This is a genomic window from Flavobacterium sp. ALD4 (assembly GCF_002836475.1).
Taxonomy (GTDB): domain Bacteria; phylum Bacteroidota; class Bacteroidia; order Flavobacteriales; family Flavobacteriaceae; genus Flavobacterium.
In genome coordinates this window covers 871,304-898,256 of record NZ_PJBJ01000030.1, presented here as the reverse complement: position 1 = coordinate 898,256, position 26,953 = coordinate 871,304, and the positions used below count along the sequence as shown (strand labels likewise).

Below are 26,953 nucleotides of genomic sequence, written 5' to 3'. Positions count from 1 at the left end.
TTGCTTTTATTTATCAATATCCAAAGTAAAATAGTATTTTACAATACAAAAAAAAACGCCTGCTTCAGACGTTTTTACTATTATTACAATCTATTATCAAAAAATGAATTTACAATTTTAGGCCGTTTAATAAATCCAACACTTTTTCATTCTTCTCCGTGTTTTTTAATTCAGCAAGTTGCTTTTTAAATTCATCAAAATTATCGGCGTCTGCCTTCACATTCTCAATCGCTAAAATTCTAACGGCGGCCAATTGACTTTTTGACGACATGGAATATAATTTTATCAATACCTCCTTTTCAATATCCTTTGACTGCACTTTATCAGAATGCATTAAGATTAAATTAGCAAACAATAAAGCATTGTTGTCATTTTTAACGTTTTTGACAACTGTTTGATTGATTAAACTAAAATTATCTATGCTCTGTATGTTAGCAACGATGTTTTCCAACATTAAATCTGCATTCAAAGCATCTTTTTCTTTTACATATTTGTTAATTTCCTTTTGGGTATTCATCAATAGGTTTCCTTCTTTCTTCCCTTTTTCTTCCCAAGCGTCTTTAAGTCCAACTGTTTTATTAAAAACAAGTTTTCCTTCCCTGCTGTCTTTGTCTGTATTGAAATAACCCAAACGTTGGAATTGAAAATTGTCCCCAACAGTACTAGAAACTAAACTTGGCTCCACAAAACCTTTCACGATTTCAAGAGAGTTAGAATTTTTGAATTCTAAAAAGGTTTTTTCCTTATGGCTGTCCGGTGCTTCATCGATAAACAAACGATCGTACAAACGAACTTCCGCTTCAATGGCATGTTTAATGGAAACCCAATGCAAAGTTCCCGCTACTTTTCGTTGTGAAGCTTCACTCCCACTTCCACTTCGGCTCTCTTCATCATAAGTCACATGGATTTCGGTAATAGTACCTTCACTGTCTTTTACAACAGCTTCCCCTTTGATGATATACGCATTCTTAAGACGCACTTCATTTCCGATACTTAAACGGAAAAATTTGGCTAGTGCCACTTCAAGAAAATCTTCTCTTTCTATGTATAGTTCCCGAGAAAAAGGTAGTTTTCTAAAACCTGCACTATCATCTTCCTGGTTATTTTCTGCATCTAATGATTCTACTTTATCTTCCGGATAATTGGTAATAATCAATTTTACCGGATCTAGTACAGCCATTACTCTTGGAGCTATTTTATTTAAGTCTTCACGAAGACAAAACTCTAAAAGCGACACGTCAATCACATTTTCTCGTTTTGCAACACCAATGATATCACAAAACTTACGGATGGACGCAGCCGTATACCCTCTTCTTCTTAATCCCGAAATAGTAGGCATTCTTGGATCATCCCATCCATTAACAATGTTTTCCTGCACCAGTTGCAATAACTTTCGCTTGCTCATTACGGTGTAATTAAGATTCAAACGCGCAAATTCGTACTGATGGGGTCTTACTTTATTTTCATCATAGATTTGGTCCAAAAACCAATTGTATAACTCCCGGTGCATTACAAATTCCAGCGTACAAATAGAATGCGAAATTTCCTCGATATAATCACTTTCGCCATGAGCAAAATCATACATCGGATATATCTTCCATTCGTTTCCCGTTCTATGATGATGACGGTGTAAAACACGGTACATTAAAGGATCCCGCATCAACATGTTTGCAGAAGACATATCTATTTTAGCTCTTAAAACATGGCTTCCTTCTGGACAATCTCCATTTTTCATTGCTTCAAACAAAGTTAAATTCTCGGCAACAGACCGATTTCTATAAGGCCCGTCTACTCCAGGCTGAGTAGGTGTTCCTTTTTGAATTGCCATATCCTCAGAAGACTGACTGTCTACATAAGCCTTGTTTTTTTTTATCATTTCCACCGCCCAATCATACAGTTGTTGAAAATAATCAGAAGAGTAACGTTCTTCAGTCCAATTAAATCCCAACCATACTAAATCTTCTTTTATAGCATCCACATATTCCTGCTCTTCTTTAGCGGGATTCGTATCGTCAAAACGCAGATTAACTGGGGCATTGTACTTTAGTCCCAAGCCAAAATTCAGACATATCGACTTAGCGTGACCAATATGTAAATAGCCATTTGGTTCCGGAGGAAAACGAAAACGAAGTTTATCCTTTGGAAAACCATTTACTAAATTTTCTTCTATAATCTGTTCTATAAAATGAAGTGATTTTTCTTCTGTCGACATAAAATTGTATTAAAAAAGCAAAGTTATTAAAATTGTTGGTTAAATAGCGATTGCGGGATTTGGTTATTTGTTTTTAAGTGGATAAAATTCAAATATTTTGTACTTTTATAAAATAAATAAACAATCTACTTAAAGACGATACTCAAAATGGGGACTATTAAATTAAAAAATATACAAACTTACTCCTATCACGGTTGCCTGATCGAAGAAGGAAAAATTGGTTCCGATTATTCGATCGATCTGGAAATAAAAACCGACTTACGAAAATCCTGCCTGTCAGATGATTTGAATGATACTGTAGACTATGTGCTATTGAATAAAATTGTGGTGGAAGAAATGCAAATTCGCTCCGATTTACTAGAACATGTAGCACAAAGGATTATTACACGGGTATTTAGTGAAATTCCTGAAGTTTCCAGAATACTTTTGGGAGTGTCAAAATTAAACCCTCCTATTGGTGGTGATGTTGAAGCGGTTACTGTCGAATTAGAGGAATACAGAAGTTAAACCACTTGCAGCTAACGCAAATGTAAAAGCATTTTAAAGTCATAAAATCATAATTTTTAAAAACTTTTGAGGTTTAAACTTTTAAACTCTAAACTTTTTAAGTACTTTTGCCATCCATTCAATATATGGCGTCGTGGCCGAGTGGCTAGGCTGGGCTCTGCAAAAGCTCCTACTGCGGTTCGAATCCGCACGATGCCTCTAAAACCTCCAAAGCAATTTGGAGGTTTTTTTATGTTTAATTTTAAGCACTATATAATGCGCTTCTCCGATCACTTCGGTACGCAGGATATAACTATACCATAGTCTCGGCACAAAGCAATTTGGACATTTTTTAATGTACCACACTCTCAAACTTACCGTGACGACGAAGAAGAAAACTCCCTTAGCATTTTTACAAAATAAATATGCAAATAATATAGAAAAAACCTTTGCTACCATAACTCTTTCATTGCAATGACAATACAAAGAATATACTTCAACTACACTAAAACGTATCATTTCTCTAGATTAATACCCTTTTACTAAAGAAAATAGAAATAAAAAAACCTCTCGACAAGAGAGGTTTGCTTATAACATGAACTAAAAATTAAATTACTTTTCTATTTTTTGAAATGCATTTTTAACCATTTCTTTTTCTTTTGGAAACCAACCTTGTGTTATTAAAATCATGCCAAAAACCATTAAAACAATACTGATTCCTTTTTTGATTTTAAATATATTAGTAGGAGTCATTTTTGTTTTTAACTGTTTAGCTAATAATATTTTAACACAATCCGTCAATAAATATGTGATGATTACTGCGCTAAAAAAAGTCACCATTCTAGAAGTTTGCATATCCAATTTTGGACCTATGGAGATAATGATTGCCAACCAAAAACCAAGAACTCCAATATTAATGATATTTAAAAAGAAACCTTTAATAAAAAGACTGAGATAATTCTTTTTTATAATTTCTTTATCAATTTCTTTTGTGTCAACCTTCTTTTCTTTTCGTAAACTGATAAAAGAAATTATTCCATATGCCAGCATAAGTATACCTCCAAAAATAAATAGAGCCGGTTTATCTTTTAAAGATTGAATTAATCTATAACTACCGAGGTATGCGATACCGATAAATACAATATCTCCCAGAATAACACCTAAATCAAAAACTATTGCGGCCCTAAATCCCTTTAAGATACTTGTTTCAAGTAAAATAAAAAATACAGGACCGATCATAAAACTTAAGAAAATTCCCCAAGGAATTCCGGATAAAATATCGTTTACCATTAAAATTTGTAACTATAAATTATTATTTTTCTATGATACTTCCTCCAAACAATGTTTCTTTATTGATCTGTTTTGGACTTCCATAAATGTAAATAAAGCCTCCTGCTCTAATTTTTGCATCCACAAGGGTTGTAGCATATATTTCGGCATTTCCTCCTGCAGACACGTTTATAGTAGTTTGTGAGGTCTGTAATTCCTTTGATTTCAAAATCCCGCCGGTCATAAGTTTTACATCCTGGTTTGTCGCCTTACCAGACAATTCAATTATTCCTCCAGTTACCGCTTTTACATTTACTTTTTCTACATCCACATCAATCTTGATCTCTGCTCCTTCCCGAGCGTCTAAATCCATGATGGTTTGCTTAAAATTAGCATCGCTAGAAACATAAGAACCTTCACTGGCTGAAATAGATTCTATATTTTTAAAATATAATTTAATTGCAATATCTTCCCCTGATAATAATTTAGGGAAAGGCATTCTTAATTTTAATTCACCGTTGTTATTTACTACTTCCACTTCGCCTTCCCGGTTACCGGTAATGACTATTTTATTGTCAGTGGATGAAATTAAATTAACAGTCAATCTGTCATATACCTTAATATCACTAAATTCTCCTAAATCTTTGGTTACTTGTGCAAATGTTATTTGAGTAACAAGAGCCAACAGTACCAACAATACCTTTTTCATTTTTTTTATTTTAATGGTTCTTCAATACGTCTTAAAAAATTAAAATCCAGTTGTTTTTTAACCAGATCAGCATTCTTGACCTTAACGTAAATTTCATCCCCTAATTGCAGTAATTTTTGAGAAGTTGCTCCCACAAGTGCATACTGCTCATTATCAAAAGTGTAATAATCGTCTTTTATATCTCTAATTCGACACATTCCTTCACATTTGTTTTCGATAATTTCGACAAAAATTCCCCATTCGGTAACACCCGAAATTACACCCAAAAATTCTTGATCTTTATGATCCTGCATGTATTTCACTTGCATATATTTAATAGAATCTCTTTCCGCACTAGTCGCTAAACCTTCCATCGTAGAAGAATGCAAACATTTAGCTTCATATGTTTCTTCATCCGCTGATTTTCCACCATCGAGATAATGTTGCAATAAGCGATGGACCATTACATCAGGATAACGACGTATCGGTGACGTAAAATGGGAATAATAATCAAATGCTAGTCCGTAATGTCCTATATTATCAGTGGAATATTTCGCCTTACTCATCGTTCTGATGGTCAAAGTATCCACTAAGTTTTGTTCTTTTTTTCCGACAACTTCACTCAATAAACTATTCAATGATTTCGAAATATCATCTTTACTTCTTAAATCAATTTTATAACCAAATTTTGCGATAACCGTTTGTAATGCGACTAACTTATCGGCATTAGGCTCATCGTGAATTCTATAAATAAATGTTTTCTTTTGTTTACCAATAAATTCAGCTACCTTTTTATTAGCCAAAAGCATAAATTCCTCAATCATGTGATTGGCATCTTTTGAAACTTTAAAATAAACGCCTTCCGGTTCCCCTTCTTGATTTAAATTAAATTTAACTTCTACTTTGTCAAAAGAAATCGCTCCGTCATTCATTCTGTTTCTTCGGAAAATCTTAGCTAACTGATCCATTTTTAAAGTAGCGGCAACAATCTCATCAGATACAACATAAGAACTTCCGATTATGGAAATTTCTTCCGGCATAGTATTGTCTTTTGTTTCTATGATATATTGCGCTTCTTCGTAAGCAAAACGTTGGTCAGAATAAATAACTGTTCTTCCAAACCATTGATCAACCACCTCACATTTATCTGTTATTTCAAAAATAGCCGAAAAAGTATATTTTTCTTCATTTGGACGCAACGAACAAGCAAAATTAGATAACACTTCCGGCAACATAGGTACTACTCTGTCCACTAAATAAACAGAGGTAGCTCTTTGATACGCTTCGTCATCGAGAATACTTCCTTCTTCTAAATAATACGAAACATCGGCAATATGAATACCTATTTCATAATTTCCATTTTCCAATTTTTTAAATGATAAAGCATCATCAAAATCTTTGGCATCTTTTGGATCAATAGTGAAAGTCAAAGTATCGCGCATATCGCGACGTTTGGCAATTTCACTTTCCTCTATTGAAGTATCAATTTTTTGAGCAAAAGTTTCCACTTCAATCGGAAATTCAGCCGGTAGACCGTACTCAGCTAAAATAGCGTGTATTTCGGTATCGTGTTCTCCTGGTTTACCCAATACTTTTATAACTTTTCCAAAAGGACTATCCGCTCTTGCAGGCCAGTCTTCGATATGGACCAATACTACATCACCTTGCTCTGCCTCGCCTATTCTATCTTTTGGAATAAAAATATCCGTATACATTTTTGGATTGGCTGTAGAAACAAAAGAAAAATTCTTTTGAATATCAATTACCCCTACAAAGTCAGTTTTATGTCTTTCAATCACTTCAATAACCTCACCTTCGGGTCTTTTCCCTTTTCTTCGGTTGTAAACATAAACTTTGACAATATCTTTATCTAAGGCATGATTCAAATTATTTGTCGGAATAAAAACATCCTCCTCTAATTCAGCACAGACAAAATAGGCAGTTTTTCTACCCGTCATGTCAATCTTGCCCTCGTAATACTCTTTGCTTTCCGCTTTGATTAAATATTTTCCAGGCTCCGCTTCAATAATTTTATTTTGGCTTGCCAGTATCTTTAAATCCTTTATAATTTGGTTCCTGCTTTGCGTATCATCCAGCTCCAGCTTTGCCCCTATTTGTTTAAAATTAAATGCTTTATTAGCACTTTGCGATAATATTTTTATAATTTGTTCAGAGAAATCTTTCTCTTTCTTTACCGGCTTTCTTATTCTTTTACTCATAAATCTGTTCTTAAAAGTCGAAAATTACAAAATAGTTAGCAAATGAAAGAAAATAGAAGGCAGTTTTAAATAAAATATAACTTTAAAGAATAGTTGTATCTTTATTAAAACAATAAAAATGGAAGCATTTATCACCATAGCCATTTTTGATTATATCCATGAAATAGAAATTCTAAAACATCGATTAGATCAGGAAGGTTTACAGTATTATTTTCAAAATGAATTAATGTCATCTATTGTTCCTATGTACTCAACTGCACTTGGAGGAATTAAACTTAAAATTCATCCCAATGATTTTGAAAGTGTAAAAACAATTTTACAGGAAATGCGTTACGATAACAATTTAAAAATTGTTTGACTTTTTTCTAAAGTTGTCAACATATATATAATACAATAAAAAGAAAAATTAAATTTAAATTATTTATTAATGGGTATTATAGGGTGTTAATAGTCGCAATAAATATTTAAAAAAAAGTATTGGAACCAAGTTGTATTATTTTATTGGGAGTTGTTAACAATGCTATATGTTCTTAAATATCTAGTTTTAAAGAGTTTTTAGATTTTAATTAACAACGGTTGATAAACTAAAAGTATTTGATTTTGTAAATAAGTATTTATTTAAATTTTGTTAATAAACTACTTTTTAATAATGATAACTATTCTAAAAAATCACCAAAGTAAATTTGGATTTCTTATATGGGTTTTGGATTACTTATTTTTTTAATACTAGAGAAAAATAGTTCTAATATTCTATCTGAAGTTATCAACAATCAATGTTAATTTAAAGTTAACTGAATATCAAGCAATTGCGTTTCTCTATTAACAATGCAATTTTTTAACATTTTATATTTATATTATTTATTGATTATCAATGTTTTATGAATTAATAAGAATTGTTGATAACTGCTAAAAATATAGTAATGTGCTTGTTACGGTCCAGTAGAATGAGGTGCTTACTCCGGTGGTATTTTTTTAGCAAATAAAGAATTCTATACTTTAATATTACAAAATTGTTTTGGTAGATTTGCAAGACACAACTTAATAGAAATAAAATGAAAATAGCTATTGGAAATGACCATGCCGGTCCAGAATATAAAAAGGCTATCGTTGATATGCTTAAAGCAAAAGGATACGAAGTAACTAATTATGGAACGGATTCAACAGATAGTGTAGACTATCCTGATTTTGGACATCCTGTTGCAACAGATGTAGCTGAAGGAAAAGTTGATTTTGGAATTGTTATCTGCGGAAGTGGTAACGGAATCGCAATGACCGCAAACAAACACCACAAAGTACGTGCTGCTCTATGTTGGATGAAAGAGATAGCAGCTTTAGCGCGCCAACACAATGATGCGAATATCATTAGTATTCCAGCTCGTTATACTTCTATTCCACAAGCGGTAGAAATGGTAGAGACTTTTATAAATACGGAATTTGACGGGGGAAGACACCAAAACAGAGTGAATAAAATTACCTGTCAGTAAGTATTTTTTACAAAAACAATTTGTCATAAAAATAAAATAATCCCACGGCTACTATGGTTTGTAGGATTACAATTCTGTAGAACTTAAAAAGATAATATTTTTTTGAAGTTTTATGTCTAAGTAGATACATGGCTAAAGCCGAACCAATTGTACCGCCAATAGCGGCAAATGTTAAAAGGGTTTCTTCTGAAATCCTTTTTTTATTGGCAATTGCCAGTCGTTTATCATAGGCCGTAATTAGGAAAGCAAGAAGATTTAGTATAATAAAAGCATATAAGTAAATCATATTGATATCAATTTAAGTTCAAAGCTATTATTTTAGCAATAAAATAATTAGACCAATTTATAGTTTATAATTACACATTTTTATTTTTATCACATTTTAAAATTATCCAATACTAGAATGACCAATATACAATTTATAGCCAAAGCTGTCACAACAGCAGTAATTAATATTCAGAATACAGTACAGTTATTGCAGGAAGACTGTACGATTCCTTTTATAGCCCGTTATCGTAAAGACAAAACGGGAAATCTGGATGAAGTGGTTATAGAGCAAATTGGGAAGCTTCAAAAAGAATATGAAGTCATTATAAAGAGAAAAGAATCTATTATTAAATCGATTCAAGAACAAAATGCACTGAGTCCTGATTTAGAGAAAAAAATCCAACAAAGTTTCGATATACAGGAGCTTGAAGATTTCTATCTCCCTTATAAAAAGAAAAAAACAACAAAAGCAGACGTTGCCCGTGAACATGGATTAGAACCACTGGCTAAAATCATCAGGGCGCAAAATAATGATGATGTTGATTTTATTGCTACACAATATTTGAACAACAATGTCATTAATGAGGATGCCGCTTTGCAAGGGGCAAGAGACATTATTGCTGAATGGATAAATGAAAATATTTATGTTCGTAAACAGCTAAGACGCTTGTATCAGCGAACAGCTACTATTAGTACCAAGGTAGTAAAAAAGCAAAAAGAAGAAGAAAAAGCACAAAAATTCGAACAGTATTTTGATTGGTCAGAACCATTGAGTAAAGTGCCATCGCATCGGTTATTAGCAATGTTGCGTGCTGTTAATGAAGGTTTTGTAAAACTTAAAGTGGAGGTTGATGTTGATGCCGCTTATGATATAATAGATGCGTTGATTTTAAAAAGTCAAAACAAAACTACGCCACACGTACAACTTGCTATTGAAGACAGTTTCAAAAGATTGTTGAATCCGGCTATTTCAAATGAAACTTTACAGGAAGCCAAAGCCAAAGCAGATGCAAATTCCATCCAGGTTTTTGCTAATAATTTAGGACAATTGCTATTAGCGCCGCCATTAGGTGAAAAAAGGATTTTGGCCATTGACCCAGGATTTCGTTCGGGTTGTAAAATTGTCTGTTTGGATGAAAAAGGGGATTTATTGTATAATGAAACCATTTATCCGCATGCACCCCAAAAAGAGGAAGTGATGGCCATGAAAAAAATTCGTTCGATGGTGAACTCGTATAAAATTGATGCTATTTCGATAGGAAACGGAACGGCTTCCCGCGAAACGGAGTTTTTTATTAAGAAAATTGCGTTTGATAAACCGGTGCAGGTATTTATAGTTTCAGAAGCAGGTGCTTCTGTTTATTCAGCATCTAAAATTGCACGTGAGGAGTTCCCTAATTATGATGTGACCGTTCGTGGTTCGGTTTCTATCGGGAGACGATTATCAGATCCTTTGGCTGAATTGGTTAAAATTGACCCAAAAGCCATTGGCGTAGGCCAATATCAACATGATGTAGATCAAACTAAACTGAAAGAAGAATTAGATAGTACAGTAATTCGTTGTGTGAATTCTGTTGGAATTAATATTAATACAGCGAGTAAGCATTTATTGAGTTATGTCAGTGGAATAGGAGAGAAGCTTGCTGAAAACATTGTGAATTACCGCTCCGAAAATGGTCCTTTTGAAAACAGAAAACAACTGAAAAAAGTACCTCGTTTGGGCGAAAAAGCTTATCAGCAAGGGGTTGCATTTATCCGTATTTCGAATGCCAAAAACCCTTTGGACAACTCTGCGGTACATCCGGAAGCCTATGGAATTGTGGAAAAAATGGCGAAAGATTTGAAATTGACCGTAAATGATTTGATTGCTAACAAAGAGAAAACAGCCTTAATAAAACCGGAAAATTACATCACTCCAGAGATTGGTTTATTAGGATTGAAAGACATTATAAAAGAACTCGAAAAACCAGGACTGGACCCTAGAAAATCAGCCAAAGTATTTGAGTTTGATCCAAATGTAAAATCGATTAAAGATGTGAAATCAGGCATGATATTACCGGGAATTGTGAATAACATCACTAATTTTGGATGTTTTGTCGATATTGGAGTGAAAGAAAGCGGTTTGGTTCACATCTCGCAGCTCAAAGCAGGTTTTGTGAGCGATGTCAATGAAGTGGTGAAATTACACCAGCACGTAGAAGTCAAAGTCGTTGAAGTAGATGAAGACAGAAAAAGAATTCAGTTGACGATGATATTATAAAAGCATAAAAAAAGTCCCGAATCGTTTTTTAGAACGAGATCGGGACTTTTTTTATTTTTTTTCGTTTTCAGTTTCGTCTTTCTTGTCAGTAGAAGACTCTTCTTTAGCGGCGTTTTTAAACTCTTTAATTCCGCTTCCTAATCCTTTCATTAATTCTGGAATTTTTTTACCTCCAAAAAGTAATAAAACAACTGCTAATATAACAAGGATTTCTGTAACACCAAATCTTCCCATGATTGAATAGTTTATGCCGAAGCAAATTTGTAATAAATCTTGCGACAAAGGTAAATAGAATAACTTAATAAGATTTCAATTTAACTATTATTTAATTCAGTTAACGTTAAAAATGTATTAAAATAAAATCGTTGACAGGAATTATGCCGAACTAAGTGGGCAAAGCACTTTCGTTGACATTAATTATTATATTTGTAACATAAAGAAAAAGTATGTCAGAAAAAAGATTGAAAAGAAAAAAACTGCACCGTAAATTATTCACTAAAAACCGTCTCGTTATTTTAAATGAGGATACTTTTGAAGAAAAATTTTCTTTAAAATTAACCTTAATGAATGTTTTTGTTGTGGCGACAATTGGGGCCATTTTTTTGATTTCAGTCACTACTTTTATAATCGCTTTTACCCCTCTAAGAGAATTTATTCCAGGGTATTCTTCTTCTAAATTAAAAAGAGATGCGACTGAATTGGCCTTAAAATCAGATTCATTAACCATTGCATTAAAGAAAAACGAGGTCTATATTCAATCCATTCAAAAAGTGCTTAACGGAGAGTTAGAATACGCAAAATTTAACAAAGATTCCATACTTTCATCCAGTGAAGAAGTGGTGCCACAAGTAAAATTATCGGCATCAGAAGAAGAATTGGAATTAAGAAAAGAAGTAGCAAAAGAAGAAAAAGAACCTCTTTCTAAAAAATCGAAATAAATAACAGTACATTGTTATTTTATAAAGAAACAAAAATGTCAATAAAATCAATAGCAGCAAAACTATTTGCACAAAAAATCTATGCGAAAACGCAAGCTTGGGCCACCAATCCCATTGGAAGTCAAAAGGCTGTTTTTGCATCATTAATTAAAGAAGCGAAGAAGACCGAATTTGGAATAGATCATCATTTTGAACAAATAAAAAGCTTTCAAGATTTTGCGGAACATGTTCCAATCCGGGATTACGAGGACTTAAAACCCTATGTTGAAAAAGTGGTAAAAGGAGAAGAAAATATTCTTTGGAAAGGAAAACCGCTTTATTTCGCTAAAACATCAGGGACGACTTCTGGAGCAAAATACATCCCCCTTACCAATGAATCCATGCCGTATCATATTGAAGCGGCTCGAAATGCCATTCTATTGTACATACATGAAACAGGTAAGGCTGATTTTGTGGACGGAAAAATGATTTTTCTGCAAGGAAGCCCTGTGCTGGAAGAAAAACACGGAATCAAATTTGGCCGATTGTCAGGAATTGTAGCTCATTTTATCCCTAAATATTTGCAAAAAAATAGGATGCCTTCTTGGGAAACCAATTGTATTGAAGATTGGGAAACGAAGATAGATGCCATTGTCGAAGAAACCTTTAATGAAAACATGACCATAATTTCAGGAATTCCTTCTTGGGTACAAATGTACTTTGAGCGTTTGCAACAAAAAGGAGGGAAGACCGTGGGAGAAATATTTAAAAACTTCAATCTCTTTATTTATGGAGGGGTCAACTTCGAGCCTTACAGAGCCAAATTTGAAAATTTAATAGGCAGGAAAGTGGATAGCATTGAGCTGTTCCCAGCCTCTGAAGGTTTTTTTGCTTATCAGGATTCTCAGAAGGAAAAAGGAATGTTACTGTTGTTGAATGCTGGGATATTTTATGAATTTGTCAAAAGTGATGAATTTTACTCCGATAAACCAATTCGGTATACCATTGGAGAAGTCGAATTAGGAGTCAATTATGTTTTGATAATTTCCACTAATGCCGGACTTTGGGGATATAACATTGGGGATACCGTTCAGTTTACTTCCTTAAAACCGTATCGAATTATCGTTTCAGGAAGGATTAAACATTACATATCCGCTTTTGGCGAACACGTAATTGGGAAGGAAGTGGAATGTGCTTTAAAAGAAGCCATGGAAGGAACTGATGCACGGGTAAATGAGTTTACGGTTGCTCCGCAAATAAGTCCAGTAAGTGGATTGCCTTATCATGAATGGTTTATTGAATTTGAAAATGAACCCGAAGATGACGCCGCTTTTAAGGAAGCGTTAGACAATGCCATGAGAAAGCAAAATATGTATTATGATGACTTAATTGTAGGCAATATTCTGCAAAAAGCAGTGATAACAAAAGTGGTAAAAAACGGCTTTCAAGAGTATATGAAATCGATAGGGAAGTTAGGAGGGCAAAATAAAATCCCCCGCCTTTCAGACAACAGAGCTATTGTTGATGTATTAAACATAAAATAAAAAAAGTATATTCGTAGGTTAGAAACTATATAATAATGAAAGAAACTAAAAATATATCTAGATCCCGAGCACAAGAATCATCGGCAGCCATTGAAAAAATGTACATCACGATGCGGCACTTGTTCAACAGGGGATTCTATAAACCAATGGGTATTTCAGGAGATACGTTGCGTGAAGCATTGTTAGCCCTACGTCCGGAAATATACGGAAACATTGCAGAAGAAAAAGTTGAGTTAAACGGACTTCTGTATGTTATTGAACGACTTCCTGTAGGAATTGAAGAATGCCGTTTTATTAACCTTACTTCTGATGAAGGGTATTCTAAATCTCATTTTAAAGCAATCGTTCCCCCTAAAAGGAAAAGAAACTGTTATCGCATAGACGAAGAGCAAATGAACGTGGAGATCACGAGAGGCCGTTCAGATATCTATGATATTTTGACCCATTTGACCTTTATTTTTATTGAATCACATAAAATACGAAATCGGGTTTTACTTGACGACGCTGGAGAAGTATCGCGTGATTGGATGAAACTACAGCACGCCGTTTCCCAGAATAAAAAATTGACGCTTGTAGAAAAAGAGAAAGCAATTTCACATGCAGCCAATATCCTCGGAAGAACTTTTGAGGAAGTATTGGACATATATGATGCTTTTGGATCAGATGCCTCTCCGGATCGTTTTTTACACCTAATTTTCTGGTTAGGAAAACTGGCGATAGAAGAAATTATCGACAATCACAAACGAACCATCACGTTCAGTCCTATTTTAAGGGAGCGATTAGGGCATCACATACATGGTGAAATATGGGCTACAAACATCAAGGAAGTCTTAAAAGCAAATCAGTTGTTAGCTCGTCCTATTCATGTTATCAGTGCTAATATGCACAGTGTAATGAATTCCATTTTCGCCACAACGGTATTAAAAACCAAGTTTAAAGATAAGTCAGACTTCTTCATTTATGAAGAGTTGAGTAGATCTGGAGCGCATGAAGTGCGAAATAAAGTGGAAGAAGTGGCTTTGAAGCACGGAATGATTTCGATACCGGACACCTCTGGAACTAATATCGACGTGCAAATTTTTGATACGGCAAAAATTAATTGGGCTAACAGCTCTTTTCCATCGGCCAAATTAGGGGGTAAAAAACCGGTATTAATCGTAATGGATTATGCTTTCGGTGAGCAAGCGTATGAAACGATTGATGAGTTATTAAAACCATTCAAAAAAGACACTTTACTGAATGTAGAATCGGTTTCCATTATGGGAAAAGCGGGAATTCTTGAAGGAGGAAAAGGAGACATTATGATTCCGAACGCCCATATCAACGAAGGAACGGCCGATAATTATTTTTTCCACAATGAATTAACCGCTGAAATGTTTGAAGGTAATGATATTGCTGTTTTTGCAGGGCCAATGGTTACCGTTCTGGGAACATCACTTCAAAACAGGGACTTATTGAAGTTTTTCCATGAATCCACCTGGGGGGTAATCGGATTGGAGATGGAGGGATCTTATTATCAGAAAGCCATCCAATCAGCCTCGAAAATAAGAAAAAGTGTTCCTCAAGACGTCAAAGTGAGATACGCCTATTATGCTTCAGACAATCCTTTGGAAACCGGAAGCACTTTGGCTTCAGGCGGACTGGGAACAACAGGTGTAAAACCTACTTATTTAATTACCATAAAAATATTGGAACAGATTTTCAACGTAAAATAAATTTTTAGGATGAGTACAAACGTACTCCAGAATCAAGAAGATCAGGAAATAGACTTGTTCTTAATTTTAAAAAAAATAGGCAATTTTCCGCAATGGATTAGTACGATGCTATTTAAAAGTATCCAGTTTTTTATAAAAAATGGGATTATCATTTTAGTATTATTGATTATAGGATTTGGTTTGGGGTATTATTTAGATAAAAATCAAAAGGAATACAATCATCAAATTATTGTAGCACCAAATTTTAAATCAACGGATTATCTGTATTCCAAAATTGACTTACTGGCTTCTAAAATTTCCGAAAAAGACGTTCTTTTTTTGAAATCTATCGGTATTAATGACCCTTCGCAACTAACCAAAATTTCAATTGAACCCATCGTTGATGTTTATAAATTAATAAGCAATAACGAGCAAAACTTTGAACTTTTGGAATTAATGGCTCAAAACGGCGATTTAAAAACAATCGTTAAAGAAAGCACCACCAGTAAGAATTATAATTACCATACCATTATTCTTTCAACAAATGGGGTGACGCGTCAAAGTGATTTTGTCGATCCAATACTGAATTATTTAAATAGCAGTAGTTATTTTGAGGAAATACAAAAGATTTCAGTTGGTAACATTCAGCAAAAGATCAAAGAAAAAGAAGCTACTGTTTTACAAATTGACGGAATAGTAAACGCATTTTCAAACCGAAATGGGAACGCTAAATATAGTGATAAACTGATTTATTACAATGAAAACACCCAATTAAATAGCATTATTAAGACAAAAGATTCGTTGATAAATGTTTTGGGAACATTAAAAATTGATTTATTCAATTCGAGGAAAGTCATCAGTGACAATGCTATAATTTTGAATATTAAAAACAATAAATCTATTAATGGTAAAATGAAATTAGTTCTACCGATACTGTTTATTTCCTTATTTATTATTTTTGGATTCATCTTCTCGTTTTACAAAAGTCAATCGTTGAAAGCAAAATAAATATCCATATATCGAATAAGATAGCAAAGTAATTGTTTTCGAATTTAACTGAAATGAATGGGTTATCAGATATAAATATGTTGAAAATAATTAGGCGCTATCTTCAAAAAATAAAACAAAATCCCTTTATTCTGCAAAGTTTAATTACGCTGTTATTACGGGTTATTGGCGTATTTATTTTGTTTGGATTTACTTTATTTCTCACAAAAAACTTTGATCCAAAAACAGTAGGTCAATATGATTTTGTCCGTTCATTTTTATTGGTAATATGCAGTATTTGTTTGTTGGGATGCGACCAGTCTATTTTGTATTTTAGAGGAAGATTGAAAATTTCGAATACTTCAAGTGATCTACGAAGTATTTACATGAAAATGGTAGGTATTGTATATTCAATGTCTGTATTTTTATTCGTAATAGCTTTAAGTCTAGATAAAGAGTTTATAAATACTTTTTTTGCAGACGATGGAGTTTATCTGATTCTTTTGAAAGCAACCGGAATTTTATTTTTTTATGCCCTAACAACATTAAACATAGAAGTTTTCAGGGCCTTGGATCATTTGTATGTAGCTGAATTGTTTAGAAATAGCATAAAGTATATTCCGATTATAATTGGCGCTGTTATACTCTATTATTTTTATGATGAAGCTTACTTGGTTGATGTTTTTCTTTTTGGGTTTGTAATTCTTTCAGCGATAACAACAAGTTTAGTTTTTTATTATTTCACTCAAAATGAGGTCAAAAGTGATAAAGAGGCCGTTTCATATAAAGAAATAATTAGCAAGTCATACCCTATAGCTATCAGCGGGATGGCTCTATTTTTATTGATGAGTTTCGATATTATGTTTTTAAAGAAATACAGAGACGATGCGAGCGTTGCTTTTTATGCTTTGGCAGTTAAATTTATGACTATCGTATCTATGGTAATCATTACTGTAAACATTACGATTTCCACAAAAATAGCGGAATATTTTTCGAACAGAAACACTATTGAACTGAATAGAATATTAAGAAATAGTTCTAGGTTAATCTTTATGCTGACTTTGCCGGCTACCATCATAATTTGTCTATTTTCTGAATCCATTCTGGGTTTTTTCGGCAAAGATTATGTTGCAGCTAAGGATGCTTTGCTTATTTTGATGATTGTTCAAGGTATTTGTTCCGCTTTTGGAGCGGTTCCTATTTATTTAAATATGACGGGAAGACAACATGTTTTTCAAATCATACTAGTACTCGCTGTAGTAGTTAATTTTGTTTTAAATAGGCTATTAATACCGGATTACGGGATGACGGGAGCGGCAATTGCTTTTGTTACAAGTTCATTTTTTTGGAATATCACAGTGGCGTCTGTAATTTATAGAAAAGACAAGGTGAAGGTTTTTTTGAATTAATGATTAATTAATCCCCCAATATTTACACTAGAGCAAATTACTGATGAGAATAGTACACATTATAAATAGTTTGGAGTCAGGAGGAGCTGAAAAACTGGTATTGGATACATTACCTCTTTATAATAAAATGGGGATTAAGGTAGACTTGCTGGTATTAAATGATCTAGATTATCCCTTTATGAATGCTTTAAAGGCAGCAGAATGTTGTTCTATTTTTTCTTTAGGGCTTGGTTCCCGGTATAAGCCAATACATATTTTTAAAATCATTCCCTTTTTAAAAATATATGATGTCGCACATGTTCATTTGTTTCCAGCTCAGTACTGGGTGGTATTAGCAAAATTAGTATCGGGTTCTAAAATAAAATTAGTTTATACGGAGCACAGCACTTCTGGTAGAAGAGTAAGGAGTCGAATTTTTAAAGGTATAGACCCTTTTTTTTATAAACAATACCAAAAAATAGTTTGTATCACTCAAACAGTAGGTGATGTTGTTAAAAAACACACTGGATTATCAGATTCAAATATTGAGGTCATAAATAATGGAGTGCCAATCGACACGTTTAAAAATAGTATTCCTAGAGATAGATTTGATTTTTTTTCAAATGCCGATTCGGATGTTAAAATAATCATCCAGGTTTCCAGTTTTAAAGAGCCCAAGGATCAGGCTACCTTGATAAGGGCGATGTCTTATTTATCAAGTGATGTAAAACTGCTATTGGTGGGAGAAGGAATTTTGCAACAGCAATGTAAGGAACTGGCAGAAGAGTTAAAAGTTGATGACCGAGTATTGTTCCTTGGAATAAGGATGGATGTACCCGAATTAGTAAAAATGACCCATATAGTGGTGCTTTCTTCAAACTATGAAGGATTTTCGTTAGCTTCTATTGAAGGGATGGCGTTGGGGAAGCCGGTTATTGCTTCTGATGTAGACTGTTTAACAACAATTGTTAAAGATGCTGGTATCTTATTTAAACCAGGTGACGCTAAAGAACTTTCGAGTTATATTGATAAACTCCTTACAAATAACATATATTACCAAGATGTGGCAAGTAAATGCCATCAAAGGGCAGCGCAATACGATATTAAGTTTATGGTGGATCAACACATTGAATTGTATACCGGATTATATAAATTATGAGGAGAATAGTAAAAAAAAATAAAGCGGCTTTTATGCTATTATTTATTTGCAACTTATTTGTTGCGGTACTGGCATTTTACGTATTGCCCAAACGGTTTTTTTACGACGCTACTCTTATTGCATTCGATAAAGGAAATGAGATTGGTTTTTTAGGAAGTTATCCACTTACTATATTATTTTATAAAATAACAGGGTTGCGTTATTTGCCTTTTCCTTTGATTGCATTAATTCAATATCCCATTTTCGCTTATGTTTTATATAAGATAGGAGTGACTGCTACTTTTGATAAAATTAATGTAAAGAATCTCCTGGTTTATTTAGGGTTTTTTATGATTGCTATTTTTATGTCGATGCTTTCCAAAGAGTTTATTACTTATTTGTATTTGGCACTCATTGTATTTATTTATAAGAGTGAGAGTATCTCTTTCAAAAAATCAATTTTTTTGTCCCTGTTCTTATTGGGGGTTTTGGGAGCTTTTTATCGCCCTTACTTTTTACTAATACCTATTATTGCATTTGGGATGTATTTAGTGTGTTTTATCAATTTTAAGAATAAAACGCTAACCACTATTTTTTACGGACTTTGTATCGCTGTTTTTTTATCCTTAAGTTATGGTATCCTGAAAGGACAGTATCTTTCTGAAAGTAGTAGGGAAGTAGTTAATAGTGGTAGAGTACGGTCACAAGATGCTAACTCCATGATTGTTTCTCCTCTTAAACCAGACACTTGGTATGGCGAAACTGTGGGTATTGTCTATGGTTTTTTCACGGTCAACTTTCCTGTAAATGGCTTAAAACACTTTTTATCTCCTCAGATCATCGCATTCGTTATTTGGCAACTTTTATTATTTTATATTCTTTTGGTACTCTTTTCACGCTGTTTAAAGAATAGAAAAGAACAGGAATATGAACTGTGGATATTGCTTATTTTGTTTTCATATTTTATTGTTCAAGGGGTTTTTGAACCCGATTTAGGAACCGCAATTCGTCATAAAATAGGAGTGTTTCCTTTAATTTATTATGCCTTATACTATGAACATTTCAGAAAAGAACTTCAATAAAATTTTCAATATTTTTCTATTTCTAATTGCAAGTACATGATTTTTAGAAAACCATGTACTTGGATTATTATTGGATTTGTCTTGTTTAATTTAGTCTTTAAAAAAAAATTAAAACTAACTCGATTAGCAATATTATTGGGTTTGGTTATAGCTTCACCATTAATATTAGAGATTTTACTTTTTTGGAATAATGATTCTTTTGGAGAAGGATTGAAATCGGTGGAAAAAAGTATTTCGTTACTACTCTTTCCGGTGTTTATTCTGGGGAATTATAAGCGGGTGCAATTTATTAAATTACTGCAATTTTATAGCTACACAATGACTGCGATTGTATTGTTTTTCTTCATTCGGTTTATTGTCGTTTATCCGGACTTGATAGATAAATATGTAAGCGGTACTGATTTATGAGAAATGGGATACAGTTTCTCTAATTCTATCGAAATTCATCCACCGGCGCTCAATATGCACCTTGCTTTTGGAGCGATTATTAGTATGTATTTTGTTCTTTATGCTTTTCGAAAAAAAGAAAATTTAGCTTATAAATTACTTAGAGTATTGGTTTTTGCACTTTCTTTTTTCTTTGTGCTTTTTGTGAATACCCGAATGGCTCTTTTTAATGTAATTGCTGGTACAATTATCATTTTTTTCTACGAAGTCATTCGAAATTATAATTTTAAGAAAGTGGCTGTAATCATAACTTTGGGGGCTGTTTTGTTAGGAGGAATTCTTTTGCTGTTCGTTAAAAACAATCCCTATATGAAAAAGAAATATAGCACGGTAACATTTGCATACATGGATAAAGTGGGCAAACTAGATGAGATTGAAAACCCGGAAGCAAAAGTATTTAATTCATTTGTTACACGCGTGTCCATTTGGAAATCTGCCTGGGAACTGTCCTTAGATCATCTGCCTTTTGGAGTTGGTGCTTCAAATGGGAAACCGGAATTATTTAAATATTACAAACAAACCAACCAGCATTTTCTAGCGAAATATGAATTTCCAACACACAATCAGTTTCTGGATTTTCTATTAAAATTTGGAGTTCTGGGCCCAGTTGTAGTCTTTTTATACATTTTCACAATCGGATATTTAGGGTTTGATTTAAAAAATGCAATTGTTATATTTTTCTTTGTTCTCTTTTTAACTTCAAATCTAACGGATGATTTTCTATTGCGCTTTGACGGAATCGCTTTTAGCGGATTTTGGTTTTCTGTCTTCGGCAGTTTTTGGCTGCAAGAGAAAGCTACTGTTTGTAAAGAGCGATTAATAACTTAAAATTTTTCGCACTGTCAAATAAATCTTGGCACCTTTCTAAGCCTTTTATCCCAAAACGGTGTCGCACTTCTTCGTCTTTTAGAATTTCGATATAGTTATCTAATTCAGCGATCTCATCAAAAAGGAAACCGGTTTCACTATGTACTACTACATCTTTATTCCCGATAATATTTGTTGCTAAAACAGGTTTCTGCATAGCCATTGCCTCGAGAACCGCAATCGGCAAGCCTTCCCATAGCGAAGTCTGAATATAAATATCAATAGTATTAAGCGCTGTAAGTGCATCTTCTCTATCAAGGAACCAACCAGTGATCCTTATGTTTGAGGCAGTTAGTAGTGATTGTAATTCTCCGTCTCCAATCCAGAGAAAATTCAGATTAGAATGTCTTAATGCGATTTCATTAAATAATTCTGGATCCCTAGCTTAAGTTATTCTGCCAACAATGCCTATCGTTAGGACGATATTGTCGTTTTTAGAACTGTATTTTTGAACCTTTTTAATATCAATTCCGTTTCTAACCAGATGCGACTTTCCAATGGTTTTGGCTATTCCATATTCTGTATCACCACAAGCAATAGTCGCACCACCAAATATTCGTTGGAAACTACTTTCAATTAATCGATACATTTTTTTAGTAAAACTGGAGGTATCGGTTCGCAGGAACGAATAGCCATGTGGTGTATAAAACAGCTTTGTTTTTTTAAATAATAGAAAACAGGCAATTCGTCCTAAAACACCTGCTTTTGAAGAGTGCAGATGGATGACATCCGGTTGTATTCTTCGAAGTTCCTTGGTTAGTTTTAAAAGTGATTTTAGATCTTGAAGAGGTGAAAATTCGCGAACCATTTTGAGCTCAACAAGCGACACTCCTTTTGAAAATTCCGTGTTTATTTTTTCCGAATCAACTTTTTTTCGGGTTTCGCTGTAAATAATAGTGGTATCAATAGCCTCCTTTATTTCAGAACTCCCAAAAAAAAAGGATAGCTCTTTGAAATAAGTGTGAACTCCTCCCGCTAGCGCTTCAACAATATGGACAACTTTCAAATTTGGTGATTTTTTTCTGTAAAAATATATAAAATTGACTAGGAATAGTGGTGTTTAGGAACGTAATATGGAAGATAATATGAAGTTTAGATGTAATTTTAAGCAGTTTTTCTTATTTGAACGAGATACCACAACTACTATTTTATTAAATGTTTTTTAATACCTTGCAAGGGTAAAATTTATTTATGAAAAGGATACTTATCACTGGTGCAGCCGGATTTTTGGGATCACATTTATGTGATCGTTTTATTAAAGAAGGTTATTTTGTTATTGGCATGGATAATCTCATCACTGGAGATTTAAAAAATATAGAACACCTGTTCAAATTGGAAAATTTTGAATTTTATCATCACGATATCACAAAATTCGTTCATGTTCCAGGTCAGTTGGATTATATCTTGCATTTTGCCTCACCAGCAAGTCCTATCGATTATTTAAAAATTCCAATTCAAACACTAAAAGTGGGTTCGCTTGGAACGCATAATCTTTTAGGTTTGGCACGAGTTAAAAAAGCTCGAATTCTGATCGCTTCAACATCGGAGGTGTATGGAGATCCTTTAGTTCATCCACAAACGGAGGAGTACTATGGTAATGTGAACACAATAGGACCCAGAGGCGTTTATGACGAGGCTAAGCGCTTTCAGGAATCCATAACGATGGCGTACCATACTTTTCACGGGGTAGAGACTAGAATTGTGCGTATATTTAATACTTATGGACCAAGAATGCGACTTAATGATGGAAGAGTTATTCCTGCATTTATCGGTCAGGCTTTGCGTGGTGAAGACCTCACCATTTTTGGCGACGGTATGCAAACACGTTCTTTCTGTTATGTGGATGATCAGGTGGAAGGTATTTTCAGATTGTTGCTTTCAGACTATGTCTATCCGGTCAATATTGGGAATCCGGATGAAATAACAATCAAAGATTTTGCAGATGAAATTATAAAGCTGACTGGTACCAATCAAAAAGTAATTTATTTCCCGTTACCAATCAATGATCCTTTGCAGCGTCAACCCGACATTACCAAAGCAAGAGAACTATTAGGATGGGAAGCCAAAGTAAGCCGAGCAAAAGGAATGAAGATTACCTATGATTATTTCAGATCAATGTCTAAAGAAGAACTTTCCAAAGAAGAACACAAAGACTTTTCGAAGTATATAAGTTAATGACGCTACTATAGACTTTGCAAAAATGTAAAGAGGTACAAATAATTTTTAGTTTGTATGACAAGAGTTCACATTGAGTATATTCTGTCTTTTGTATAGTTTTATTATACTATGATTGTACTTCAGATGTAGAAAATAACGTCATAGTTACCAAATCATATTTTTATTAGATAGTTTATCGTTTGAGGGTGTTTAGTTATTATAATAGAATTTTTAGGTAAAGTATTGGAACCATTATGATTGCAGTAAGGGTAAATCAATTAAAATAATCGTAAACAGTTTACTGTGCAATCAAATTGTGACAGGGAGTATTTTTTAATGTAATTATTCAAAAAACGTATGGAAGATAATAGCTAATCATGACTGCATCTAATATAGGAAGATATTCAAAACACATCAGACCCATTAGTATCCTAATGGACTTAATGATTATTTCTATATCAGGCGTTTATTTATTTGAATATCAAGTTTTTAATATTGGATATTATATTGCTTATCTGATAATAGGTTGGTGTGCTGTTGCTGTCTTTATTAATTTTTACGATGTATATCGTTTTACAGCGCCAATTGAAATCATTTCAAAAATAATTAAGCAAGGCGTTCTATTTCTTTTAATTGTCCTTGCCTTTTTTCCATTTTCCAAACAGTATGCTTTTAGTGAGAAAGCAGTGGTTGTTTTTATGATTTCTAGTATAGCTCTAGTTTCAATGTCAAAATGTGTTCTGTTTTATTTCTTAAAAAAATATAGAATAATAACTGGGAGTAATTTTCGGAATGTTGTTATTATCGGATACAGTCCAGAAGCAATTCGATTAAAAAAGCTTTTTGAATCAAGAAATGATTATGGCTATCATTTTTTCGGATTTTTTTCAGATAAACAAGAGAACATAGAAATCAAAGGAAGATTAGAGAAGCTGAAATCCTTTGTTTTAGAAAATGAAATTGATGAAATCTACTGCTCTATGAAAGAGGTTTCTAATGCGCAGTTAAACAAAATAATCGCTTTTTCTGACGAACATAAAAAAACAATTAAATTTATTCCAGACTCGAAAGATATTTTTTCAAAGAACTTACAAATTGATTATTATGACTCTTTTCCAGTTCTTTCTTTAAAGAAAACAGTCTTAAATGATCCAACAATAAAGGTATTTAAACGTTTGTTTGACGTTGTCTTTTCGACTATTGTTATCATTGGACTACTGTCCTGGTTGATGCCACTTTTGGCGATTTTAATAAAATTGGAATCAAAAGGGCCGGTGTTTTTTAGACAAGGAAGGCCGGGGATCGATGAAAACGAATTTTATTGTTACAAGTTTCGATCGATGAAAATAAATGGAATGACAGAAACGGAAGCGTCCAAAAATGACCCTAGGGTTACCAAAATAGGAAAGTTAATGCGGAAAACTAGCATAGACGAAATGTCTCAGTTTTTTAACGTACTCCTTGGTGACATGTCTGTGGTTGGACCGCGTCCTCACCTATGGTCGCAAAACCTTTCTTACGCGAACAAAATAAAAAAATATGCAATCCGACATTGTGTAAAATCCGGGATTACCGGTTTAGCTCAGGTCAGTGGATTCAGAGGGGAAATCGAAACAGAAAGAGACATGATTAACAGAATAAAATTTGATGTTTTTTATATCGAAAATTGGTCATTGATTCTTGATTTAAAAATAATATACCAAACGATGTTGAATATTTATAAAGGAGAAGAAAAAGCATATTAAAAATGGAAGCATCCTTAGTATCTATAATAATTCCGACCTTTAATTCTGAAAAATTCATCTCAGAAACCATTCAATCGGTTTGTAGCCAAACGTATAGAAACTGGGAAATTATTTTGGTTGACGATTGTTCGTCAGACAATACCGCGGCTATTATTTTAGAAATGGTCCAAAAGGATAACCGAATACATTTTTTTCAGCTTGAAAAAAATTCTGGTACTGGTGTTGCCAGAAATATGGGTATTTCTAATGCTAAAGGACGATTTATTTCCTTTTTGGATGCGGATGATTTATGGAAACCAAACAAATTACAAAGACAAATTGATTTCCTGGCGGCGAATAATGTACCGTTTACTTTTTCTTTTTATGATTGCATCGACGAAGAGGGAGAAGCATTAGAAAAAAGGGTTGAAGCACCACTGAGCCTTTCATATAGGCAATTGTTCTTTTGTAATTATGTTGGGAATCTGACTGGAATCTACGATGTCAGTTATTTTGGTAAAATATCTATTTCGTCTATCCGAAAAAGACAAGATTGGATGCTTTGGCTTACAATTCTTAAAAAAATAAAAGTGGCTAAACCGGTTCCTGAAAGCTTGGCTTTTTACAGGATTCGAGAAAATTCGATTTCTACTTCTAAACTCGATCTGATTAAGTACAATTTTGCAGTATACAGAAGTTTTCATCGCTTTAACCTCCCATTGGCACTACTTTACATGGCGGGGTTTTTATTTACGCAATTGGCTATAAAGCCAAATTATATCATGAAAATTAAACCATTGATTTAAACTGCTTCAATTTGCCTCGTTTGTTTCTTTTTAAAATATCTTTTTTGATAAAACTGAACTTTAAATTCGGTTCCAGATATAAAGCGATGGCCTGTTCTATTTTTTTAATTTGGGACTGACTTAAAACAACAGCACCTATATATTTAATTTCAAAAGTATCGATTTTGATTTGCCTGATTGTAAATTCTTTTACATTTCCGTCATCCTCGATAATGCTTTTTGTGATGTAATAAAAGGTTAAACCGGGCGCTTTTTTACCGCTGGGTAAAATTGCAACATCATTGGTTCGGCCAATTAGCTGCTGCAAAATAGGTTTTTGCAAGGTGCCTTTTTTTTCTAAAATCCCGATATCACCAATATCATAGCGAATAAATGGATGGGCTTTGTTGAACAAAGAAGTGATTACAATTCGGCCTTTTTTCCCGTAGGGGAGGGCAACACCATTGTCATCTAGAATTTCAACAAACAAAGTTTCAGCATTGACTTGCCATTCTCCTTCTGGGTTCTGAAAAGCGATTAAGTCTAGTTCTGATGCACCATATTCGTTGATAATTGGAATACCCAGCTGTTTTTGCAAAAGTTTTTTATCCTCTTCAAAAAGCATTTCAGAAGTAACCATACAGGCTTTTAATGATGGGCACACGTCTTTTAAAACAATGTTTTTTTGCTGTAAAAATTTGGCGAACAAAACGATTGAACTTGTATAACCGTTGATGTAATCGAATTTTTTAGTTCGAAAATATTTTAAGAAACGCTCTAAAATTGGATAAGATAGGTCAAAGATTGGTAATCGAAAACGATTGCTCAAAAAATCCTTAATCCTTTCTTTTTGGTAACCAATAAAATTCATGGGAATTCCATAAAAACGGGCTTGATAAGACGTGTTTAAATCAATTCCGTACCAACCATAACGGTAAGCGGTAGAAGCCCAAAATAATGCATGAGTGTATTTGTCCCTGGCGAAGATAAAGGGGTCGCCGCTGGACCCCGATGTTTTGCTGACATAACTGTTTTTAAGAGAATAACCGTTGGAAAGTCTTTCAATTAATGGTTTTTGCAGGTTTTGTTTATTTAAAACAGGCAGTTCATTCCACTTATTAAATGATTTTGAACCAACTAGTTTCTGATAAAAAGGATTGTTATTTAGATGGAATTCAACAATTTCTCTTTTTTTATTTTCGATGAATTGCTCTTTTTCGCTTGCCGTTAAACCTGTGATTTTTTGCAGTTCAGCTTTAGCCTCCTTAATCGGATAGCCATTAAATTGAAGTGATAAGTCAAAAAGAGGGAGCATTTGTCGTTTTTAGTTATTCAAAA

The 26,953-nt window shown here is 33.4% G+C and carries 25 protein-coding genes and 1 tRNA gene; 17 read left to right on the top strand and 9 right to left on the bottom strand.

The window, feature by feature from the left end; genetic code table 11:
- Positions 1–109: 109 nt before the first annotated feature.
- A complete protein-coding gene (locus tag CXF59_RS12690) occupies positions 110–2,212 on the bottom strand; it encodes a glutamine--tRNA ligase/YqeY domain fusion protein (protein ID WP_101138119.1) in 2,103 nt (700 codons plus the stop codon).
- Positions 2,213–2,359: 147 nt separating this feature from the next.
- Between CXF59_RS12690 and folB the strand changes: the two genes are divergently transcribed.
- On the top strand, positions 2,360–2,719 hold the full coding sequence (folB, locus tag CXF59_RS12685; protein WP_101138118.1) for a dihydroneopterin aldolase: 360 nt from the start codon (positions 2,360–2,362) through the stop codon (positions 2,717–2,719).
- A gap of 127 nt (positions 2,720–2,846) precedes the next feature.
- Positions 2,847–2,917: transfer RNA gene (locus CXF59_RS15015), tRNA-Cys, on the top strand.
- 393 nt (positions 2,918–3,310) lie between these two features.
- Here the strand turns inward: CXF59_RS15015 and CXF59_RS12675 are convergent.
- From CXF59_RS12675 to rnr, 3 genes are read right to left on the bottom strand one after another with little or no spacing between them, the layout of a single operon-like run.
- Positions 3,311–3,988, bottom strand: coding sequence for a LysE family translocator (locus tag CXF59_RS12675; protein ID WP_101138116.1), 678 nt, complete (start codon positions 3,986–3,988; stop codon positions 3,311–3,313).
- A gap of 22 nt (positions 3,989–4,010) precedes the next feature.
- Complete coding sequence (locus tag CXF59_RS12670; protein WP_101138115.1) at positions 4,011–4,676, bottom strand: head GIN domain-containing protein; 666 nt, start codon at positions 4,674–4,676, stop codon at positions 4,011–4,013.
- Positions 4,677–4,681: 5 nt separating this feature from the next.
- A complete protein-coding gene (rnr, locus tag CXF59_RS12665; protein WP_101138114.1) occupies positions 4,682–6,874 on the bottom strand; it encodes a ribonuclease R in 2,193 nt (730 codons plus the stop codon).
- A 118-nt stretch (positions 6,875–6,992) separates the two neighbouring features.
- On the opposite strand from rnr, the gene CXF59_RS12660 reads away from it, so the two are divergent.
- Positions 6,993–7,232 carry a DUF2007 domain-containing protein gene (locus tag CXF59_RS12660; protein WP_101138113.1) on the top strand — a complete coding sequence of 80 codons (240 nt, stop codon included), beginning with the start codon at positions 6,993–6,995 and terminating at the stop codon, positions 7,230–7,232.
- A 694-nt stretch (positions 7,233–7,926) separates the two neighbouring features.
- Complete coding sequence (gene rpiB / locus CXF59_RS12655; RefSeq protein ID WP_101138112.1) at positions 7,927–8,358, top strand: ribose 5-phosphate isomerase B; 432 nt, start codon at positions 7,927–7,929, stop codon at positions 8,356–8,358.
- A gap of 7 nt (positions 8,359–8,365) precedes the next feature.
- Here rpiB and CXF59_RS12650 read toward each other — a convergent pair whose 3' ends face one another.
- Entirely contained in the window at positions 8,366–8,644 is a 279-nt protein-coding gene (locus tag CXF59_RS12650) for a DUF1294 domain-containing protein (protein WP_101138111.1), read from the bottom strand.
- A 117-nt stretch (positions 8,645–8,761) separates the two neighbouring features.
- Here CXF59_RS12650 and CXF59_RS12645 point away from each other — a divergent pair, with 117 nt between their 5' ends.
- A complete protein-coding gene (locus tag CXF59_RS12645) occupies positions 8,762–10,885 on the top strand; it encodes a Tex family protein (protein ID WP_101138110.1) in 2,124 nt (707 codons plus the stop codon).
- 51 nt (positions 10,886–10,936) lie between these two features.
- On the opposite strand, the gene CXF59_RS12640 is transcribed toward CXF59_RS12645, so the two are convergent.
- Positions 10,937–11,119: a twin-arginine translocase TatA/TatE family subunit gene (locus CXF59_RS12640; RefSeq protein WP_101138109.1), complete on the bottom strand. Its 183-nt coding sequence runs from the start codon at positions 11,117–11,119 to the stop codon at positions 10,937–10,939.
- 212 nt (positions 11,120–11,331) lie between these two features.
- On the opposite strand from CXF59_RS12640, the gene CXF59_RS12635 reads away from it, so the two are divergent.
- The 9 genes from CXF59_RS12635 to CXF59_RS12600 are packed head-to-tail and all read left to right on the top strand — an operon-like array spanning position 11,332 to position 20,910.
- Positions 11,332–11,823, top strand: a complete 492-nt coding sequence (locus tag CXF59_RS12635) for a peptidase (protein WP_101138108.1) — start codon at positions 11,332–11,334, stop codon at positions 11,821–11,823.
- A gap of 35 nt (positions 11,824–11,858) precedes the next feature.
- Positions 11,859–13,346 carry a GH3 auxin-responsive promoter family protein gene (locus CXF59_RS12630; protein WP_101138107.1) on the top strand — a complete coding sequence of 496 codons (1,488 nt, stop codon included), beginning with the start codon at positions 11,859–11,861 and terminating at the stop codon, positions 13,344–13,346.
- Positions 13,347–13,381: 35 nt separating this feature from the next.
- The gene (locus CXF59_RS12625) at positions 13,382–15,061 is read left to right on the top strand and encodes a hypothetical protein (protein ID WP_101138106.1); all 1,680 of its coding nucleotides are present in this window, start codon (positions 13,382–13,384) and stop codon (positions 15,059–15,061) included.
- A 9-nt stretch (positions 15,062–15,070) separates the two neighbouring features.
- Positions 15,071–16,048 (top strand): hypothetical protein, encoded by a 978-nt coding sequence (locus tag CXF59_RS12620; RefSeq protein ID WP_101138105.1) that lies wholly within the window; start codon positions 15,071–15,073, stop codon positions 16,046–16,048.
- 53 nt (positions 16,049–16,101) lie between these two features.
- Positions 16,102–17,436 carry an MATE family efflux transporter gene (locus tag CXF59_RS12615; RefSeq protein WP_369828571.1) on the top strand — a complete coding sequence of 445 codons (1,335 nt, stop codon included), beginning with the start codon at positions 16,102–16,104 and terminating at the stop codon, positions 17,434–17,436.
- Positions 17,437–17,479: 43 nt separating this feature from the next.
- Entirely contained in the window at positions 17,480–18,574 is a 1,095-nt protein-coding gene (locus tag CXF59_RS12610; RefSeq protein WP_101138104.1) for a glycosyltransferase, read from the top strand.
- Positions 18,571–19,635 (top strand): hypothetical protein, encoded by a 1,065-nt coding sequence (locus CXF59_RS12605; protein ID WP_101138103.1) that lies wholly within the window; start codon positions 18,571–18,573, stop codon positions 19,633–19,635. The genes CXF59_RS12610 and CXF59_RS12605 overlap by 4 nt, the downstream gene beginning before the upstream one ends.
- Positions 19,636–19,671: 36 nt before the next feature.
- Complete coding sequence (locus CXF59_RS15475; protein WP_232758864.1) at positions 19,672–20,043, top strand: hypothetical protein; 372 nt, start codon at positions 19,672–19,674, stop codon at positions 20,041–20,043.
- 3 nt (positions 20,044–20,046) lie between these two features.
- Entirely contained in the window at positions 20,047–20,910 is an 864-nt protein-coding gene (locus CXF59_RS12600; protein ID WP_232758861.1) for an O-antigen ligase, read from the top strand.
- On the opposite strand, the gene CXF59_RS15470 is transcribed toward CXF59_RS12600, so the two are convergent.
- Both CXF59_RS15470 and CXF59_RS15465 read right to left on the bottom strand, forming a co-directional pair.
- Positions 20,879–21,307 carry a glycosyltransferase gene (locus tag CXF59_RS15470; RefSeq protein WP_255416320.1) on the bottom strand — a complete coding sequence of 143 codons (429 nt, stop codon included), beginning with the start codon at positions 21,305–21,307 and terminating at the stop codon, positions 20,879–20,881. The two genes, CXF59_RS12600 and CXF59_RS15470, sit on opposite strands and share 32 nt — an antisense overlap.
- Positions 21,308–21,334: 27 nt before the next feature.
- A complete protein-coding gene (locus CXF59_RS15465; protein ID WP_232758859.1) occupies positions 21,335–21,955 on the bottom strand; it encodes a glycosyltransferase in 621 nt (206 codons plus the stop codon).
- Between the two features lie 185 nt (positions 21,956–22,140).
- Between CXF59_RS15465 and CXF59_RS12590 the strand changes: the two genes are divergently transcribed.
- The 3 genes from CXF59_RS12590 (at position 22,141) to CXF59_RS12580 (ending at position 25,636) form a co-directional block, all read left to right on the top strand.
- Positions 22,141–23,124 (top strand): UDP-glucuronic acid decarboxylase family protein, encoded by a 984-nt coding sequence (locus CXF59_RS12590; RefSeq protein ID WP_101138102.1) that lies wholly within the window; start codon positions 22,141–22,143, stop codon positions 23,122–23,124.
- 359 nt (positions 23,125–23,483) lie between these two features.
- Complete coding sequence (locus CXF59_RS12585) at positions 23,484–24,851, top strand: undecaprenyl-phosphate glucose phosphotransferase (RefSeq protein WP_232758857.1); 1,368 nt, start codon at positions 23,484–23,486, stop codon at positions 24,849–24,851.
- 2 nt (positions 24,852–24,853) lie between these two features.
- On the top strand, positions 24,854–25,636 hold the full coding sequence (locus CXF59_RS12580) for a glycosyltransferase family 2 protein (RefSeq protein WP_101138100.1): 783 nt from the start codon (positions 24,854–24,856) through the stop codon (positions 25,634–25,636).
- Here CXF59_RS12580 and CXF59_RS12575 read toward each other — a convergent pair.
- A complete protein-coding gene (locus CXF59_RS12575; RefSeq protein ID WP_101138099.1) occupies positions 25,620–26,930 on the bottom strand; it encodes a phenylacetate--CoA ligase family protein in 1,311 nt (436 codons plus the stop codon). The two genes, CXF59_RS12580 and CXF59_RS12575, sit on opposite strands and share 17 nt — an antisense overlap.
- Positions 26,931–26,953 lie beyond the last annotated feature (23 nt).